Consider the following 18,088-nt stretch of genomic DNA (forward strand, 5'->3'; position numbering starts at 1 on the left):
GCGATAGCTCTCGATATATCGTAAACGTATCAGAAACTATCGCGAGAGAAAGAAGCGATCCATGAACACCCCCACTCCCCCCTTCGGCTTCGGACCCGCGGGGTTCGACCGCAGACACGCCCGCCGCGACTTCCGCGATCACCTCCGCGCTCACGCGGCCGGGCCGCAGGGCCCATTCGGTCCCGGTTTCGGCCCAGGTCCCGGCTTCGGCCCAGGTCCCGGCTTCGGCCCGGGCTTCGGCTTCGGTCCCGGCGGCGGCCCACGCGGCCGTGGCGGGCGGGGCCGAGGCCGCCGCGGTGACGTGCGCGCCGCGATCCTGACCCTGCTCACCGAACGCCCGATGCACGGTTACGAGATGACCCAGGAGATCTCGGCCCGCAGCAACGGACTGTGGAAGCCGAGCCCCGGCTCGGTGTATCCGACACTGCAACTGCTGGTCGACGAGGGTTTGATCACCCCGGTGGAAAGCGAGGGCAGCAAGAAGACCTTCGGGCTCACCGACGAAGGCCGCGACGCCGCCGGCAAGATCGAGACCCCGCCGTGGGAGGAGATCGCCGGGGACGCCGATCCCAACGCGGTGAATCTGCGGGCCGCGCTCGGCCAACTCTTCGGCGCCGTCGGACAGTCGACACACGCCGCCACCAGCGATCAGCAGCGGCGCATCCTGGACATCATCAACACCGCGCGCCGGGACATCTACCAGATTCTCGGCGAGGAGTGACTCGATAGCATCGGGGTCACCATGGACTCCGACACCCTCACCACCTATCTGGTGCCTGCGCTCGTAGCGCTTCTGACCGCGGCCGGCGGCCTCATCGGCGTGTCGGTCCGCGACGCGGACGCCTACGAGCGCAGGCGGGTGTTGTGGCTGGGCTTGTTGGTGATCGCCACCGCGATCGTCACCATGTCGGCGGTGAGCTCGGCGACCGGCGTCGGACGCCCCATCGCCGCCGTGGGCCTGACGGTCTCGGCCTGCGCCGCCGCGATCGGCACCCACTTCCTGTGGCGCCGCGTCGTCCCCGAGGCGGAACCGCGCAGTGTGCTGCTGTCCCGGGTGTCGATCGGCATCGCGGTCGCCGTCATCATCGCCTCCGTATCGATGACCTACGTCGCGGGCACCGGCTGCCGGCAGGCCGAACCGCTGATACGAACCGCGTGGGTCGAATCGGGTTACGCCCAACCCGGGATCCCGGGTCAGGGCCCCACCTCGGGTGAGGTCGCGGACTGGGCGAAGCGTCTGCGCGAGCAGGCAGATCAGGTCACCGCGGGCAGCATCGCACCCCGTGCCCAGCGTCTCGCGGGGCTGGCCGACGAGATCACAGCAGCGGCTTCGGACCGCGATTTCGCCAGGCAGGCGGTGATAAGTGCGGAGTATTTCGACGTGCTCGGCGCCTTGATCAAGGAATGCCATCCGCAGTAACCGCTGACGGGCCGATAAACTCCGGCCAGTGACTTTCACCGACACCTCGGCGCCCGACCAGACTCCCGGCGATCGGCAGAAAGTCCGGACCGCGCTGATGGCGAGCCTGGTCGGCACCACGATCGAGTGGTACGACTTCTTTCTCTACGCCACCGCGGCCAGCCTCGTCTTCAACACCGCCTTCTTCCCGGATCAGACCTCGTTCGTCGGCACCCTGCTGGCATTCGCCACCTTCGCCGTCGGATTCGTGGTCCGCCCCATCGGCGGTTTCGTATTCGGTCACATCGGCGACCGGATCGGACGCAAGCGCACGCTGGCGCTCACCATGTTCCTGATGGGTGGCGCGACCGCGCTGATGGGCCTGCTGCCCACCGCGGCGCAGATCGGCGTCGTCGCCCCGATCCTGCTGTTGCTGCTGCGCATCGTGCAGGGCTTCGCGCTCGGCGGCGAATGGGCCGGCGCCGTGCTGCTCGCGGTCGAGCACAGCACCCCGCAGCGGCGCGGCTTCGCCGGCAGCATCCCGCAGGTCGGCCTCGCACTGGGACTGGCACTGGGCACCGGTGTGTTCGCGCTGCTGCAGACGGCGATGTCGGCCGAGGCCTTCCTGTCCTACGGCTGGCGCATCGCGTTCCTGTTCAGCGTCGTGCTGGTCGTCTTCGGGATCGTCGTGCGACTGAAGGCCTCCGAGACGCCGGCCTTCGAGAAGGTCAAAGAGGACAACGACGTCGCGGCGACGCCGCTGAAGGAACTGTTCCGCGGGCCGTCGCTGCGCCCGACGGTGCTGGGCATGTTGAGCCGCTGGGGTGAGGGCGCGGCCTTCAACACCTGGGGCGTGTTCGCCATCGCCTACGCCACCACCACGCTGCACCACGGCAAGGTCGACGTGCTCATCGTGGTGACCGGGGCCGCGCTGCTGATGGCGGTGCTGCTGCCGGTGTCCGGGCTGCTGGCCGACAGGTTCGGCCCCAAGCGTGTCTATGCCACCGGTATCGCCGCCTATGTGGTGGCGGTGTTCCCGGTGTTCGCCCTGTTCAACACCGGCAGCCTGGTGGCCTTCACCGTCGGCATCGTCATCGTGTTCGGTGTCGTCCACGCCTGGTTCTACGGTGCTCAGGGCACCCTGTACGCCTCGCTGTTCCCGGCCCGGATCCGCTACACCGGGTTGTCCACCGTCTATCAGCTGTCCGGGGTGTACTCCTCGGGCCTGACCCCGCTCATCCTGACCGCGCTGATCGCCGTGGGCGGGAACGCGCCGTGGCTGGCCTGTGCTTATCTCGTGCTGACCGGCCTGATCAGCATCGTGGCCACGCTGATGCTCAAGCCGATGGATATGGCCGACTTGTAGCGTGAAGCCGTGACCGATCTCGACCGGATGCCCCGCGGTGGCCCCGACGCGTCGTGTCTGGACCGGCTGTTGCAGACCGACCGGCCCGAGTACCTGGACCGCGATGATGTCGCGCCCGCGGTGAAGCGCAGTGTCGTCGACGCGCTGGAGTGGACCGGCCGGGTGTTCGGTAGTCACCAGCAGTTCGCACACATCGCTCTCGACGAGATCGCCGACGTACCGGACCCGAGGATCCTCGAGCTGGGTGCCGGCCACGGCGCGCTGTCGACGCTGCTGCTGGAGGCTCACCCGACCGCGCAAGTCATGGTGACCGATGTCGAGGCGGATTCGGTCGCCGCGCTGGCCGCCGGGGAGCTGGGCAGCCACCCCCGTGCAGTGGTGCGGCAGATGGATGCCACCGCAATCGACGCGCCCGAGGGCCATTTCGCGCTGGCGGTGTTCGCATGCTCGTTCCACCATCTGCCGCCGGCGACGGCCGCTGCCGCCCTCGCCGAGGGCACCCGGGTCGCGGACAAACTTCTGATCATCGATCTGCCCCGCCCGCCGGCGCCGCTGCACGTGCTGCGCCTGGCGACGATGTTGCCGCTCGCCCCGTTCATCCCGTTCGTGCACGACGGCGTGATCAGCTCACTGCGCAGCTACAGTCCCTCGGCGCTGCGCGCGCTGGCCGAACATGCCGGCGTCACCATCGAGCTTCGCGGCGGACTTTTCAGTCCGCAGATCGCAGTGGCCTCCCGCCGCTAGAGTGTGTGACTGTGGGCGAAGAGGTTTCACGCACGCAGTTCAGCCGCGCTCAGCGCCGCGAGTACCGACGCAAGGTCCAGCTGTGCCTGGACGTGTTCGAGACCATGCTGGCCCAGTCGAGTTTCGAGTTCGACCGGCCGCTGACCGGTATGGAGATCGAATGCAATCTGGTCGATGACGACTATCAGCCGGCGCTACGCAATCAGGAGGTCCTGGCCTCCATCGCCGATCCGGCCTACCAAACCGAACTGGGCGCCTACAACATCGAATTCAACGTTCCACCGCGTCCGCTGCCCGGTCAGTCCGCCCTGGAGTTGGAGGACGAGGTCCGCGCCAGCCTCAATGCCGCCGAGGCCAAGGCCGCCGAGGACGACGCCCACATCGTGATGATCGGGATCCTGCCGACGCTGATGCCCGAGCACCTGAAGACGGGGTGGATGAGCGAGTCCACCCGTTATCAGGCGCTCAATGACTCGATCTTCACCGCGCGCGGTGAGGACATCGACATCGATATCACCGGGCCCGAGCGGTTATCCCTGCAGTCGGCCGATATCGCACCCGAATCAGCTTGTACCAGTATGCAATTGCATCTTCAGGTGTCGCCGGCGGAGTTCGCCGAGAACTGGAATGCCGCGCAGGTGGTGGCCGGCCCCCAACTTGCACTGGGCGCCAACTCGCCCTATTTCTTCGGCCACGAACTGTGGGCGGAAACCCGCATCGAACTGTTCAGCCAGGCCACCGACACCCGGGCCGACGAGCTCAAGACCCAGGGGGTGCGTCCACGGGTCTGGTTCGGCGAGCGGTGGATCACGTCGATTTTCGATCTGTTCGAGGAAAACGTCCGGTACTTCCCGTCGCTGCTGCCCGAGATCTCCGACGAGGATCCGGTGGCCACCCTCGCCGAGGGCCGCACCCCCCAACTTGCGGAGCTACGTCTGCACAACGGCACCATCTACCGGTGGAATCGGCCCGTCTATGACGTGGTGAACGGCAAGCCGCATCTGCGGGTGGAGAACCGGGTACTGCCTGCCGGTCCTACGGTGATCGACATGCTCGCCAACTCGGCGTTCTACTACGGCACCCTGCGTGCGTTGACAGACGAGGACCGACCGTTGTGGACCAAGATGAGTTTTGCTGCGGCACAACATAATTTCTTCGCAGCGGCCCGGCATGGAATGGAGGCCCGGCAGTACTGGCCCGGGCTCGGCGAGGTGACCGCCGACGAACTGGTGTTGCGCGAACTGCTGCCGCTGGCCCACGAGGGGTTGCGGCGCTGGGGTGTGGCGGCCGAGGTGCGGGACCGCTATCTCGGGGTCATCGAGGGACGCGCCAAGTCGGGGCGCAACGGCGCCGCCTGGCAGGCTGCCACCGTACGGGCCCTGCAGGAGCGCGGTATGGCGCGTCCCGCGGCGCTGGCCGAGATGCTGCGGATGTACTGCGAACACATGCATTCCAATGCACCCGTCCACACATGGGATACACCCACCCGCTGACCCGGCGTACGTTGGATGTCATGGCATCTGAGGTTTTGGACTGGGACAGCGCATACCGCCAGGACGGCGAGTTCCAGGGCCCGCCGCCGTGGAACATCGGCGAACCGCAACCCGAACTCGCGGCCCTGATCGCGGCCGGCAAGGTCCGCAGCGACGTCCTGGATGCGGGGTGTGGACACGCCGAGTTGTCGCTGTCACTGGCCTCCGACGGCTACACCGTGGTGGGTCTGGATCTTTCGCCGACGGCGATCGCCGCGGCCAACAGGGCAGCACAGGAACGCAACCTGCGGACCGCCAGCTTTGCCCAGGCCGACATCACCTCGTTCACCGGCTACGACGGCCGGTTCAGCACGGTCATCGATTCCACGCTGTTCCACTCGCTGCCGGTGGACGCCCGGCACAACTACCTGCACGCCGTGCAGCGTGCCGCCGCACCTGGGGCGACGTTCTATGTCCTGGTCTTCGCCAAAGGCGCGTTCCCGGCCGAACTGGAGACCAAGCCCAACGAGGTCGACGAGCGCGAGCTACGCGACGCGGTGGCGGCGCACTGGACCGTCGATGACGTCCGTCCGGCGTTCATCCACGCGAACATGCCCTCCGGTCCCGGGGCGCCGTTCGAACTGCCGCCCCATGATCTCGATGAGAAGGGCCGCATGAAGCTGCCCGCCTACCTGCTCACCGCGCACAAGTAGCGCTCAGAGGCCGCCGCGGGACACCAACTGTGCGGCGATGACGTTGCGCTGGATCTCGTTGGTGCCCTCGCCGACGATCATCAGCGGGGCGTCGCGGAAGTAGCGTTCGACGTCGTATTCGGTGGAGTAGCCGTAACCGCCGTGGATGCGCACCGCGTTCAGGGCGATCTCCATGGCGACCTCGGAGGCGAACAGTTTGGCCATGCCGGCCTCCATGTCGCAGCGCTCCCCGCTGTCATAGCGTTCGGCGGCATGCCAGGTGAGTTGGCGGGCGGCGGTGAGCTTGGTGGCCATGTCGGCCAGGTAGTTGCCGATGGACTGGTGTTTCCAGATCGGCTGGCCGAAGCTTTCGCGCTGCTGGGCGTAGGCCAGCGAGTCCTCCAGGGCGGCGGTGGCCACCCCCAGTGCGCGGGAGGCGACCTGGATGCGGCCGGTCTCCAGGCCCTTCATCATCTGGGCGAAGCCCTTCCCCGGGGTGGCGCCCAGGATCGCGGTGGCCGGGATGCGGTAGCCGTCGAAGGCCAGTTCGCAGGATTCCACCCCCTTGTAGCCCAGCTTGGGCAGGTCACGTGAGACGGTCAGGCCCGGTCCGTGCTCGACCAGCACGATCGAGATGCCCCGGTGCTTCGGCTCGGCGGTGGGGTCGGTCTTGCACAGCAGCGCGATCAGATCCGAGCGTCGGGCGTTCGAGATCCACGTCTTGGCCCCGGAGATCACCAGGTCTTCGCCGTCGGGGCGGGCCACGGTGGTCATCGCCTGCAGGTCCGAGCCACCACCGGGTTCGGTGAGCGCCATCGTCGCGCGGACCTCGCCGGTGGCCATCCGCGGCAGGTAGGTCTGCTTCTGTTCCTCGGTGCCGAACAGGGTGAGCAGTTTGGCGACCACGGTATGCCCGCCCATCGCGCCGGCCAGGCTCATCCAGCCCCGGGCCAGTTCCTGGGTGACCTGGGCGTAGCACGGCATCGACACCGGGGACCCGCCGAACTCCTCGGGGACAGCGAGCCCGTAGATGCCGATCTGCTTCATCTGCTCGATCCAGCGTTCGGGGTAGGCGTTGGCGTGCTCGACCTCCTGCACGCTCGGCTTCACCTCCCGATCGATGAAGTCACGCACCGTCTGGATCAGGAAGGACTCTTCATCGCTGAGCTGGGTCACAAGATCACATTAGAAGGGCGGTGGCCCGCCGTCGGTGAGCAGCCGGGATCGGCGCTCGCATCAGTCGCCCCGGTGCGCCCGGGCCGCGGCACCCAGCGCCCGGTCTCCGCGCCGATAGAGCAGCCATCCCGCCACCAACAGCACGACGCTGAGCAGCAGGAAGCCCAGGTCCCACGCCAGCGGAGCACCCAGGTCGTCGCGGACGTGGTGGACCTGCAGGATGTGGTGGTCGATCACACCCTCGACCAGGTTGAAGATCGCCCAACCCATCAGCAGGAGGCCGAAGTGAAACGACCAGTTCGGCGCGAGGCGACCCTGGCGCCAACTGATGAGCATCATGATGGTGCCGGCCCACACCAGCAGCCAGGTCGCCACGTGGAAGATGCCGTCGGCGAGCACGTTGACCTCCAGTCCCGCGAGTGTGTCCACCGGGTAGTCGTCCACATGACTGACCATGTGGTGCCACTGCAGAATCTCGTGCAGGACGATCCCATCGATGAAACCCCCGAAGCCGAGCCCCAGTAGCAGCGCCGGCAGCACAGTGGGCCTTCTCACCGCCGCGGAACGATCGCGAGTATCGAACTGGCCATGCAAGAGGGTCTACCCGCCGGCCGGCGGACGAAACGGGCCCCGGCGCCGATCTAGCCGACGGCCACCAATGCCTCGGCCAGCCGCTCCAGGTCCTCCACGCCACCATCGACATGCGGGGACACCCGCAGCACCGCCCCGTCCATCTCGCCCGGCGCGCGCTCCACCTCACACGCGGTGGTGACGATCTGATGCTCGGCGATCAACTTGGCGCGCACCGCTGTAGGCCCGGCCCCGTTGGTCGGCCGCAGCGTGGTCAGCGCGGTGGGCTCATCGACCGGTTCGATCACCTGCCACCCGGGCACCTCGGCCAGCACCGTGCGGGTCAGTCGGCCGACCTCGGCGAGTCGGGTCCGCACCGCTACCGGTCCGGCGGCCAGATGTTCACCGAGTGCCAGCGAAAATCCCAGCCGAGCACCGATATTGGCCTCGCGCATCTCCAGCGGCGCCCACCGCGGCGACAACCGGCCGTACACCTCGGGTCGCACCGCCAGCGCCCCGACACCGCGCGGGCCGGCCAGCCACTTCCGCGACGAGGTGTACAGCACGTCGGCATCCACCGCGCAGTCCACGTGCCCGAGGCCCTGCGCCGCGTCCACCACCAGCGGCAGCCCGAGTGCCCGGCACACCGGCGCGAACTCCGTCAACGGCTGCACGATCCCCCGGTGGCTGGCGAGCACGGTCAGGTGCACCAATGCCGACGGGTGGGCCTCCAGCACCGCGGTCGCCTCCCCCACCCGCAGTCGGCCCATCTCGTCGGCGGGCAGTGTCCGCACCTGGAAACCGTTGGCAGCCAGGATCGCCAGATTGGGGCCGTACTCCCCGGGCAGGCACGCCACCGTGCGTGGTCCCGTCCAACTGCTCAGAAACAGGTCCAACGCGTGGTTGGAGCCCGTGGTGTACACGACCTCGGCATCCGGCATCCCGGCCAGGGCCCGCACCGCGGCCCGGCCGGCATCCAACGCCGGTGCCGCCGCCTCGCCGGCCACATAACCACCCACCTCGGCCTCATGCCGGGCGTGGGTGGCGGCCGCGTCGATCACCGCATTGCTCTGCCGCGAGCACGCCGCACTGTCCAAGTGCACACCGGCCACCGGAACTCGCGCCGACCGCCAGTGCTCGGCGAGGCTCATTTCACCGCCAGCGAGAGACCGAAATCGCCTGCGGCGTCAGACCACCAGTGGGTGCGCGTCAGGCCGGCGGCCGCCAACTCCGCTGCCACTGCATCGGGCCGGAACTTGCAGGACACCTCGGTCAGGATCTCCTCCCCCGCCGCGAAGTCCACCGTGAGGCCGAGCCCGCCGATCCGGACCCGTTGGTCCGTGGTGGATCGCAACCACATCTCGATGCGCTCCTGCGCTGCGTTCCACCGTGCGACATGGTCGAAGGCCGCCAGGTCGAACGTGGCATCCAGCTCCCGATTCATCACCGAGAGAACGTTGCGGTTGAAGGCCGCGGTCACCCCGGCGCTGTCGTCGTAGGCGCGGACCAGCCGGTCGACGTCCTTGACCAGGTCGGTGCCCAACAGCAGCGAATCCCCGGGCTGCATCGCCCCGGCAAGTGCGGCAAGGAATTCCGCGCGCGGACCGGGTGTCAGATTCCCGATCGTGGAACCGAGGAACACCACCATCCGGCGACCCAGCTTGGGGATGGTGCCGAGATCCTGTTCGAAGTCACCGCACACCACCTCGATCTCCACACCCGGATACTCCGCGTGCAGCGCGGTCGCGGCGTCCCGCAGCACGCTCGGATCCACGTCGAACGGGATGAATCGCTTCAAGGATCCGTTGTCCCGCATGGCGTCCAGCAGCAGTCGGGTCTTCTCCGACGTACCGCTACCCAACTCGACAAGAGTGTCGGCGCCGGAGGCGGACACGATGTCGGCGGCCCGCTCCCGCAGGATGGATGCCTCGGTGCGGGTCGGGTAGTACTCGGGCAGCCGGGTGATCTGATCGAACAGATCGCTGCCCGTGGCGTCATAGAACCACTTGGGCGGCAGTGTTTTCGGCGTCTGCTGCAGTCCGTGCAGGACATCGCGCCGCAGCGCTTGGCCCAGGTCCGATGCCGTGCCGGTGACCATCACGATCCTTCCAGTGGGGTGAGCGTGAGACCCGCGCCCGAGACTTCGACGAGGTGCCGATCGGGGATGTCACGCCAGGACGGGTCTTCGTCGTACGGTTCACTGGCCAGCACGATGCCGTCGGCCCGTTGCAGCACGAACAAGGTGTCACCCCAGGTGGTCGCGAGCAGCCGAGAGCCGTTGCCGGCCAGGATGTTCAACCTCGCACCGGGATCGCGTGCCCCGACCTCCACGACGACCTCGCCCAGCGCATCCAGTCCACGTTCGAAGATGTAGGAGGCCAGGACTGCACTGTCGACCGTCGATTCGGCGGACGCAGACGGCGCGAGGACGGCGCGGTCGACGATCCCGTTGTGCGACAACAGCCACGTCCCGTCGGTGAACGGTGCCGAGGCCGAGGGCTCGATGGGCATGCCGACGGTCGCCGACCGCACTGCGGCCACCACACATCCGCTGCGCAGTGCCGGTGCCACCGAGGCGAACGAGGCGTCACCCCACAGCGGTTTGTCGCTGCGCCAGCGCCGAACCCCGGCGCTCTCCCCCGCATCGCTTCGCTCCAGCCCCCAGGTGTCGAAGAACCCGACACCCCAGCCGTCGGCGTTGATGGTGCCGTGTTTCTGGCGCCGCGGCGAATAGGACTGCACCAGTAGCCCGCTGGGCGGATCGAGGACCAACGAGGACACGGTGACCGGGGCGCCCAGCCACCCGATATGCCTACACATCCCAAGCCAACCGGACGCCGGAGAAGATCTGCCGCCGGATCGGGTGGTCCCAGTTACGGAAGCTCGGCCGCAGGATGTCGGGCGCGACCGCCCAGGATCCGCCGCGCAGCACCCGGTAATCCCCGGCCCCAGCACCGTCGAAGAACGGTTCGCTGTACCGGTCATAGATCATCGGGGTGAACCCCGGCCAGGGCCGCAGCGTCGAGGTCGTCCACTCCCACACATCACCCAGCATCTGCTCCGCGCCGTAGGCCGAGGCGCCCGCCGGATACGCCCCCACCGGCGCCGGGCGCAGCGCGTCACCCCCGAGATTGGCCAGGTCGGGAGTCGGTTGCGCGTCGCCCCAAGGGAATCGGCGCCGGGTTCCGGTCACCGGATCCCACGCGCACGCCTTCTCCCACTCGACTTCGGTGGGCAGCCGCGCACCCGACCAGGCGGCGAAAGCCTCGGCTTCGAAGTAGGTCACGTGCTGGACGGGTTCGTCGTCCGGGATGGTCTCGCGGTGACCGAACCGGGTGCGGCTGCCGTCGGCGTTCCAGAACGCGGGGGCGACCAGGCCGGCTTGTGCCCGGTAGGCCCAGCCGTTGGCGGACCACCATCGCGGCGTCCGGTAGCCACCGTCGTCGATGAACTCGCGCCACTGCGCGTTGGTGACCGGGACCCTGCCGATCCGGAACCCCTCGACATGGACGGTGTGGGCGGGCCGTTCGTTGTCCAGCGAGTAGTGTTCCTCGGAAGCGTTGACGCCCAACGTGAACGGACCGGCGGGAATCAGCACCGATGTACCGGCGACGCAGGCGCGGCCGGCGGGCAGCGCGGTGCCCGCGCTGAGCAGCGGAGGGCCGGCACGCAGGTTGAGCGCCTGCAACATGGTCTCGTCGTGTTGATGTTCATGGGAGATCACCAAACCGAAGCGGAACAACGCCTCGTCACCGTCCGTACGATCCAGTGCCTCGAGAGCTTTGTCGCGCACGGTCGCGCAATAGACCCGGGCATCGGCCGGCGGGAGCAACGGCAGTTCGGCACGACTGGCCCGGGAATGCACGAATGCGTCGTAGAGCGAGTCGATCTCGGGCGTGAGCAGGCCGGGCATGCTCGGGTCTCCGTCGCGCAGCAGCCAGAACTCCTCCTGTTGACCGATATGCGCGAGGTCCCACACCAGCGGGCTCATCAACGGGTCGTATTGACGGTGCAGTTCGGCGTCGTCGAAGTCGACGAGCGCCAGCGTGCGCTCCCGGGCCCGGGTCAGTTCGGTGGCCAGCGCCTCCGGTGACGTCATCATTCGCCCTTCGCCAGTTGGGTCAGTGCCGCCGGTATGCCGTGTTCGACCACCCGATCGGTGAACTCGTCACCCGGACAGCGCCCCGCCTCTGCGTCGGCGAGCAGCCCGGCCATCGCATCGGCGAGTTCGGGCGGAGCGTGCTCGGCGGCGGCCGACACGCATTGCACCGCGGCGGCACGCAATCGCGGGTCGGCGAGCCCGGCCCGGGCCGCGAGATCCCATTCGCCGGCCACCGGTGCGGTGGCCGACACCGCCGCCTGCGCGGCTTCCGGCTGGTCCAGCAGTGTCACCAGGGTGAAGGCCACGGCCGGCCAGATGGTGTCGGGAACGCTGTCGAGGTAGCGGATCTCCAGCCACCGGCGCGGTCGCACCGGGGGGAACAGCGTGGTCAGGTGGTAATCGAGGTCCTCGTCGGTGGGCACCCGGCTGCCCAGTTGCGCGCGTCCCTCGGCCCAATCGGCGAAGGCGACCCACTCGGTCACGGGCGCGACCTCGGTGCCGTTCACCAGCATCACCGGCGCCCGCAGCGCATAGCGCGCCCAGTCCGCGGCCGGATCGTCGCCGTCATCGCCGAGTACCGGCCCGCACCGGGCCGCATCCAGTTGGCCCCACACGCGTTGCCGGGAGCTACGCCACCCGGTGAAGTGCCCGCCCAGCAGCGGCGAGTTCGCCGCCAGCGCGATCATGGTGGGGCCCAGGGCGTGCGCCAGACGCACCCGGTCCGCCCAGCCCGCTCGCGGCCCGGCCTCGATGTTGATCTGGATCGAGGCGGTGGACGTCATCATGGCCGCACCGGCCTCGGCGCTGCCGGTGGCCGCGAAGAAGCGCTCCATCGCCCGGTAGCGGGCCCCGGGGTTGACGCGCCGCGTCGGCCGCAGCGGGTCCGCGCCCAACAGGACCAGTCCGAGGCCGTGCTCGGCAAAGTGTCCTTGCAGCACCGCGCGGTCGGCGGCCATTCCGGTGATCGCGGCACCGGGCCCGTCGGCCGGTGGACCCGAGAGTTCGACGGCGCCGCCGGGTTCGACGGTGATGGCGCTGCCTCCGGGCAGGTCTGGCACCCCGGAGATCACCGCGCTGAGTTCGTCCCAGCCCGGGCGGCGCTGTGGGTCGGCGATGTCGAAACAGTGCGCCTCGATCTCGAGGCCGACCTTGCCGATCGGGCCGTCGCGCAGGCAGTTCGCCGCGACGCGCGCGGCGGCCTGGCCGGACGCGCACGCGACGTCCCACGTGGCGGTGGTGGTCATGCGAACCACTCCTCCCCGGCTCTGGACGCTACGAGCTTTTGCTATTGAATCTTCCAGACAGGTCCGACATATTCCCGAGGGATTTGCCTGCCGTCACTGCCCGAGGGTGTTCTGCATGGCTCCCGCCAGTACGTTGACCGCGGGTCCGCCGTTGCCGGGCTGGCACACCTTCGCCTGGAGCAGAACGTTTTCCCGCAATCGGGTCTGTGTGAAACACCGCCGGTCGGTGCCGCCCTCCTGCTTGACCCAGACCGCGTCGGTTTCGGTGGCGGCGCTCCCGGAGAACGTCCACACCTGATTCACGAATTTGTCCAGATGCATCGTGGTCGTCTGCCCGGCGCATCCGGTGGTCCGATCGGTGACGCGGTGGTAGGCCCGGGTCGCGGCGTCGTTGGTGGCGAAGACGCCGACGGCCTGTTTGACCAGGCGGGTCGGGTCGGTGGCGGAGGTCTGCGCCACCGCGGCGTTGAAGGAGGCCAGATCGGGGTCGGCGTACACGTCGGGGAGCCCGATGTCGGCCCAGTTGTTGCAGGCCGGGTTGTCGACGTAGAAGGCCTGTACCGGGTTGGCGAACTCGGCTTCCCAGGTCAGCGCCGTCCCGACGATGTTGCTGACCGATCCCTTGGGCAGCACGGCGTAGCTGACGACGCCGGGATCGGACGGTCGGGCCGGGGCCGGAGCAGCGAGTGTCATGGCCATACCCGAAGCCACCCCGAAGGCCACCCCCACCCCGACGGCGAGTGCTGTCAGCCGCATGGCATCGATCATGCCAAAGCGGGCAAGCCCTCAGAACAGAGTCTGGGTGCAGTAAGTGCGTGCCGGCGCCGGATACGGCCATGCATAAGCACCGCCGGCGGCCGGGCAGGCGGACTGGTCCCTGACCTCCAGGCGCTGGGTGATCTGCACCAGAACGCCCTCGCCGCGCTTGCCGCAGTCGGCCTTTTCGACCAGGCCGATCGGCATCTCCATCAGGTAGCAGTGGTTTGCCACCAGGTTCGGCACCAGGCACAACCGCGCGGTCGACGGTTCGGCGTAGGCGGTGGGCAGATGCTGGTACTCGGTGGTGGGGCAGTCGCCCGCGGCATCGGTGGTGGCGCCGACGGTGTAGCTGGGGTCCTGGGTGCATGCCACCTCGACGGCGTGTGCCGGCTCCTGGGCCCGGCCGTCGCCGGCGTAGATGCCCCCGTCGATCTGCACGCAGTCGCCGAGGGCGAACACGGTCCCCGCGGCCACGTCAGGTTCCGCGGTGCGCAGGGCGCACCCCGACAACGCCGCCACTACCACGAGCGCAAAGGCAAACGCGGTAATGGTCGGCGCTCGGCGTGTCATGGTTAGCGACACTCTCACGAATGAGGTCAGAGTGCCAAGAGTTACGGCTGATTCAGGGGCGTGCGGGTGTGATCGGCTGCTGCTGGGGGCCCTGCTGGCCGGCCTGGCCCCCGGGGCCGCCCGGGAAGAAGGCATGCGGCGGGCCCATCGGCGGTGGCCCGCCGCGATGGAACATCGTCGCCGGACGGTCCGGGCCTCCGCGGTGGTGGCCGCCCCCGTCGGAACTCTTGCCCAGGATGAAGCCCGAGAAGAAGATCACGGCGACGATGAAGATCACGCCCGCGACGATGCCCACCCAGGCCGCGGCCTGGGTGACGCGATTCGGGCGGGCGGGTGCTGGCGCTGCGGCGACGGCCACCGGTGCCGTGGTCGTGGTCGAGATGTCGTTCGGTTCACTCATGGATTCATGATGCAGACCCGCAGCAAGGTGTCGGCTGGCTACGGATTATGAATCAGCTGTGAAACGGGCGCACCGCGTACTGGATCACCCGGTACGGCGTCCCGCCGCGTGGCGTGGTGTTCCACTGGCTGACGAAAACCCGCAACTCGTCCAGTGTGGATGCCGGGGAGATGTAGCCGCCGTACGGCTGGGCCAGCCGGTTGTCGTATGGCGCGGGCAGGTCGGTGGGCCGGTCGGGCCACGGGGCGCCCACCACCACCGTCGTCACCGGCGCCGACCCGAGCTGGGTGGGGTGGTTGGCGACCCGCACCTCCATGTTGAGCGTGCTGGCGTTGAAATATGACAGGACCGTCTTCCCGTCGATCTGGCGCACACTCATCTCGCCCACCCGATCCGGCCACAGCGGTGTCGGCTGATGGCCCCAGCCGGCGTCGGCCGACCAGCCCTGCCATGCGGCACGATCCAGGAAGTCTTGCGGGGCAACGCGGTACAGCGTGACCGGGGCGGTGCGGTCGAAGTTGTCGGCCACGATGTACACCCAGCCCCGCGCGGAATCCGGGGTCGGGATCGGGTCGTAGTAGCCGCTGACCTGAGACTGCCCGCCACCGACGAAGTCGGCCGGACGTTGCGACCCGGGCACCGTCGGCCAATTCTCCTTCGCGGCATCTGCTTTCACCAACCGCGTGGAGGCGGGCGCCAGGTTGAACGTGGTGGCGACCAGCATGTAGTTCTCGCGGTTGATCGACACGACGCCGGCCGGGAGCTGGGAGGCGCCGGCCGGTGCGGGCTCGGCCAGCAGCGGCGCCCGGGTACCCGAGACTCCGGTGATGCGGACACCGTCGGGGGCGGTGATCGAGTCGGGGTCCACGTGCAGCGCCACCGGCGAATACCAACCGCCGAAACCGACACCCTGCCCGGCGAAGCTGTCCCCGCACACCTGCAGCAGCCGGCTCGGGAACTCCATGAACTCGCACAGGTCCGTCGCGCCGATTCCGTAATCGCCTGTCGCGGTGCCCGTTCCAGCCACCGGACCGAGCATGACGACCTGCCCCGGCGACAGGTTCAGGTCGGCATGTGCGGGTGGACTCAGCGCCAATGCCAAGGCCGACGCGATGGCGCATGCCACCCGCATTGTCAGAGTTGCTGGGCCAGCAGCTCGGCGATCTGAATAGTGTTCAGTGCAGCACCTTTTCGCAGGTTGTCACCGGACACGAACAGGGCCAGACCGCGCCCGCCGGGCACCCCCTCGTCCTGACGGATCCGGCCGACCAGCGAGTCGTCGGCTCCGGCCGCCGCCAGCGGCGTAGGCACGTCGACCAGGGACACACCCGGGGCCCCGGCCAGGAGCTCCTTGGCCCGTGCCACCGAAAGCGGCTGGGAGAACTCGGCGTTGATCGACAGCGAGTGCCCGGTGAACACCGGTACCCGCACGCAGGTGCCGCTCACGGCGAGTTCCGGGATGCCGAGGATCTTTCGGCTCTCGTTGCGCAGCTTCTGGTCCTCGTCGGTCTCACCCGACCCGTCGTCGACCAGCGAACCGGCCAGCGGCACCACGTTGAACGCGATGGGCGCGACGTACTTGACCGGAGCCGGGTAGTCCAGCGCCGAACCGTTGTGCACCAGCTGCTCGACCCCATCGATGACGGCGCGCGCCTGGGTGGCCAGCTCCTCGACGCCGGCCAGTCCGGTGCCGGACACAGCCTGGTAGCTGGAGACGATGAGGCGGGTCAGCCCGGCCTCGTCGTGCAGCGGCTTGAGCACCGGCATGGCGGCCATGGTGGTGCAGTTCGGGTTGGCGATGATGCCCTTTGGAAGAGACCGGGCACGGTTCGCGACATCTCTGTCGAAGTTGACCTCGCTGACCACGAGCGGGACCTCGGGGTCCTTGCGCCAGGCCGAGGAGTTGTCGACGACGACGGCGCCGGCCGCGGCGAACCGCGGCGCCTGCACCCGCGACATGGTCGCGCCCGCGGAGAACAGGGCGATATCCAGCCCGGACGGGTCGGCCGTCTCGCTGTTCTCGACCTCGATCTCCTGGCCGCGGAAGGTCAGCTTCTTCCCCTCGGAGCGGGCCGAGGCGAAGAACCGCACCGAGGTCGCCGGGAAGTTCCGCTCTTCGAGCAGGGCCCGCATGACCTGGCCGACCTGTCCGGTCGCGCCGATGACACCGATGTTGACCATTTTCAGATCCCGCTTCCGGCGTACACGACGGCCTCCTCCTCGCCACCGAGGCCGAAGGCCTCGTGCAGCGCGGAGACCGCCACGTCCAGATCGGTGTCCTTGACCAGCACCGAGATCCGGATCTCCGAGGTGGAGATCAGGTCGATGTTGACGCCGGCCTCGGCCAGCGTCTCGCAGAACTTGGCGGTGACACCCGGGTGGGAGCGCATGCCGGCGCCCACCAGCGACACCTTGCCGATGTGGTCGTCGTAGAGCACCTGGGTGAAGCCGATGTCACTCTGCAGCGAGGACAGCTTCTGCACGGCGGACGGGCCGTTCTCCCGTGAGCAGGTGAAGGTGATGTCGGTCTTGCCGTCCTCCACCTTGGAGATGTTCTGCAACACCATGTCGATGTTCACGTCGGCGTCCGCGACCGCGCGGAACACCTTGGCGGCATAGCCGGGCACGTCGGGCAGGCCCACGACGGTGACCTTCGCCTCGCTGCGGTCGTGCGCGACTCCGGTCAGAATGGCGTCTTCCATGGGGATGTCCTCGATCGATCCTTTGACGATGGTGCCGGGCTTGTCCGAATACGACGAACGGACGTGTATCGGAACGTTGTACCGACGGGCATATTCCACGCAGCGCAGCATCAGCACCTTCGCGCCGCAGGCAGCCATCTCCAGCATCTCCTCGAAGGAGACGGCGTCCAGGTGTCGGGCGTTGGGAACGATGCGCGGGTCGGCGGTGAAGATGCCGTCGACGTCGGTGTAGATCTCGCAGACGTCCGCCTTCAGCGCCGCCGCCAGGGCCACCGCCGTGGTGTCCGATCCGCCGCGGCCCAGCGTGGTGACGTCCTTACTGTCCTGGCTCACGCCCTGGAAGCCGGCGACCAGCACGATCAGACCTTCGTCGAGCGCCTCACGCAGCCGAGTCGGGGTGACGTCGATGATCTTGGCGTTGCCATGGGTACCGGTGGTCACGACCCCGGCCTGCGACCCGGTGAACGAGCGGGCCTGCGCGCCGAGCGACTCGATGGCCATGGCCACCAGCGCGTTGGAGATGCGTTCCCCGGAGGTGAGCAGCATGTCCATCTCGCGGGGCGGCGGCGCCGGGGATACCTGACGGGCCAGGTCGAGCAGGTCGTCGGTGGTGTCACCCATCGCGGAGCAGACCACGACCACGTCGTTGCCGGCCTTCTTCGTCTCCACGATTCGCTCGGCGACGCGACGGATCCGGTCGGCGTCCGCCACCGAAGATCCGCCGTATTTCTGCACGACGAGCGCCACTGTGAACCTCTCAACAAGCCGGGGATGTCCCGACAAGGATACGGGGTGGGCGCATCCCCCTATTACCCACGCGGGCCGGGACCCGTTACCCGACCGAAACAACACGAAGCGTTCACGTAACAGAAACCCGGTTTACTCCCAGTAA

Annotated in this window: 19 protein-coding genes; 6 read left to right on the plus strand and 13 right to left on the minus strand. The window is 68.4% G+C overall.

The features are described 5' to 3' along the window. The first annotated feature begins 61 nt into the window (after positions 1-61). Genes K0O62_RS26695 through K0O62_RS26720 form a run of 6 tightly spaced genes read left to right on the plus strand, consistent with a single transcriptional unit; the run spans position 62 to position 5,694 of the window. On the plus strand, positions 62-721 hold the full coding sequence (locus K0O62_RS26695; RefSeq protein ID WP_073859285.1) for a PadR family transcriptional regulator: 660 nt from the start codon (positions 62-64) through the stop codon (positions 719-721). A gap of 21 nt (positions 722-742) precedes the next feature. Further along, positions 743-1,420 carry a hypothetical protein gene (locus K0O62_RS26700; RefSeq protein WP_073859284.1) on the plus strand — a complete coding sequence of 226 codons (678 nt, stop codon included), beginning with the start codon at positions 743-745 and terminating at the stop codon, positions 1,418-1,420. 28 nt (positions 1,421-1,448) lie between these two features. After that, positions 1,449-2,765 carry an MFS transporter gene (locus tag K0O62_RS26705; protein ID WP_073859283.1) on the plus strand — a complete coding sequence of 439 codons (1,317 nt, stop codon included), beginning with the start codon at positions 1,449-1,451 and terminating at the stop codon, positions 2,763-2,765. A 27-nt stretch (positions 2,766-2,792) separates the two neighbouring features. Next, positions 2,793-3,509 carry a class I SAM-dependent methyltransferase gene (locus K0O62_RS26710; protein ID WP_073859318.1) on the plus strand — a complete coding sequence of 239 codons (717 nt, stop codon included), beginning with the start codon at positions 2,793-2,795 and terminating at the stop codon, positions 3,507-3,509. Between the two features lie 11 nt (positions 3,510-3,520). Continuing rightward, on the plus strand, positions 3,521-5,002 hold the full coding sequence (locus K0O62_RS26715) for a glutamate-cysteine ligase family protein (protein WP_073859282.1): 1,482 nt from the start codon (positions 3,521-3,523) through the stop codon (positions 5,000-5,002). A gap of 20 nt (positions 5,003-5,022) precedes the next feature. Continuing rightward, positions 5,023-5,694: a class I SAM-dependent methyltransferase gene (locus K0O62_RS26720; protein ID WP_073859317.1), complete on the plus strand. Its 672-nt coding sequence runs from the start codon at positions 5,023-5,025 to the stop codon at positions 5,692-5,694. 3 nt (positions 5,695-5,697) lie between these two features. Here the strand turns inward: K0O62_RS26720 and K0O62_RS26725 are convergent, their stop codons facing one another. The 13 genes from K0O62_RS26725 to K0O62_RS26785 form a co-directional block, all read right to left on the minus strand. Next, the gene (locus tag K0O62_RS26725) at positions 5,698-6,849 is read right to left on the minus strand and encodes an acyl-CoA dehydrogenase family protein (RefSeq protein ID WP_073859281.1); all 1,152 of its coding nucleotides are present in this window, start codon (positions 6,847-6,849) and stop codon (positions 5,698-5,700) included. Between the two features lie 60 nt (positions 6,850-6,909). After that, positions 6,910-7,404 (minus strand): DUF2243 domain-containing protein, encoded by a 495-nt coding sequence (locus tag K0O62_RS26730; protein ID WP_073859280.1) that lies wholly within the window; start codon positions 7,402-7,404, stop codon positions 6,910-6,912. Between the two features lie 86 nt (positions 7,405-7,490). Further along, positions 7,491-8,570 (minus strand): ergothioneine biosynthesis PLP-dependent enzyme EgtE, encoded by a 1,080-nt coding sequence (gene egtE / locus K0O62_RS26735; protein ID WP_073859279.1) that lies wholly within the window; start codon positions 8,568-8,570, stop codon positions 7,491-7,493. Further along, positions 8,567-9,517 (minus strand): L-histidine N(alpha)-methyltransferase, encoded by a 951-nt coding sequence (egtD, locus tag K0O62_RS26740; protein WP_073859278.1) that lies wholly within the window; start codon positions 9,515-9,517, stop codon positions 8,567-8,569. The genes egtE and egtD overlap by 4 nt, the downstream gene beginning before the upstream one ends. After that, positions 9,517-10,239, minus strand: a complete 723-nt coding sequence (egtC, locus tag K0O62_RS26745; RefSeq protein ID WP_073859277.1) for an ergothioneine biosynthesis protein EgtC — start codon at positions 10,237-10,239, stop codon at positions 9,517-9,519. Before egtC ends, egtD begins: the two co-directional genes overlap by 1 nt. Continuing rightward, entirely contained in the window at positions 10,232-11,518 is a 1,287-nt protein-coding gene (gene egtB / locus K0O62_RS26750; RefSeq protein ID WP_073859276.1) for an ergothioneine biosynthesis protein EgtB, read from the minus strand. The genes egtC and egtB overlap by 8 nt, the downstream gene beginning before the upstream one ends. Further along, positions 11,518-12,765, minus strand: a complete 1,248-nt coding sequence (gene egtA / locus K0O62_RS26755; protein WP_073859275.1) for an ergothioneine biosynthesis glutamate--cysteine ligase EgtA — start codon at positions 12,763-12,765, stop codon at positions 11,518-11,520. The genes egtB and egtA overlap by 1 nt, the downstream gene beginning before the upstream one ends. A gap of 93 nt (positions 12,766-12,858) precedes the next feature. Beyond that, complete coding sequence (locus K0O62_RS26760) at positions 12,859-13,521, minus strand: sensor domain-containing protein (protein ID WP_425561808.1); 663 nt, start codon at positions 13,519-13,521, stop codon at positions 12,859-12,861. A 30-nt stretch (positions 13,522-13,551) separates the two neighbouring features. Beyond that, the gene (locus K0O62_RS26765) at positions 13,552-13,998 is read right to left on the minus strand and encodes a hypothetical protein (protein ID WP_234800287.1); all 447 of its coding nucleotides are present in this window, start codon (positions 13,996-13,998) and stop codon (positions 13,552-13,554) included. A 148-nt stretch (positions 13,999-14,146) separates the two neighbouring features. After that, the gene (locus tag K0O62_RS26770) at positions 14,147-14,494 is read right to left on the minus strand and encodes a hypothetical protein (protein ID WP_073859272.1); all 348 of its coding nucleotides are present in this window, start codon (positions 14,492-14,494) and stop codon (positions 14,147-14,149) included. Positions 14,495-14,546: 52 nt separating this feature from the next. Then, entirely contained in the window at positions 14,547-15,626 is a 1,080-nt protein-coding gene (locus K0O62_RS26775) for a glycoside hydrolase family 183 protein (RefSeq protein ID WP_079244604.1), read from the minus strand. 2 nt (positions 15,627-15,628) lie between these two features. Then, positions 15,629-16,675, minus strand: a complete 1,047-nt coding sequence (locus tag K0O62_RS26780; protein WP_073859271.1) for an aspartate-semialdehyde dehydrogenase — start codon at positions 16,673-16,675, stop codon at positions 15,629-15,631. A gap of 2 nt (positions 16,676-16,677) precedes the next feature. Continuing rightward, positions 16,678-17,943 (minus strand): aspartate kinase, encoded by a 1,266-nt coding sequence (locus K0O62_RS26785; RefSeq protein ID WP_073859270.1) that lies wholly within the window; start codon positions 17,941-17,943, stop codon positions 16,678-16,680. Positions 17,944-18,088: the final 145 nt, after the last annotated feature.

The sequence above is a fragment of the Mycolicibacterium diernhoferi genome (assembly GCF_019456655.1).
Taxonomy (GTDB): domain Bacteria; phylum Actinomycetota; class Actinomycetes; order Mycobacteriales; family Mycobacteriaceae; genus Mycobacterium; species Mycobacterium diernhoferi.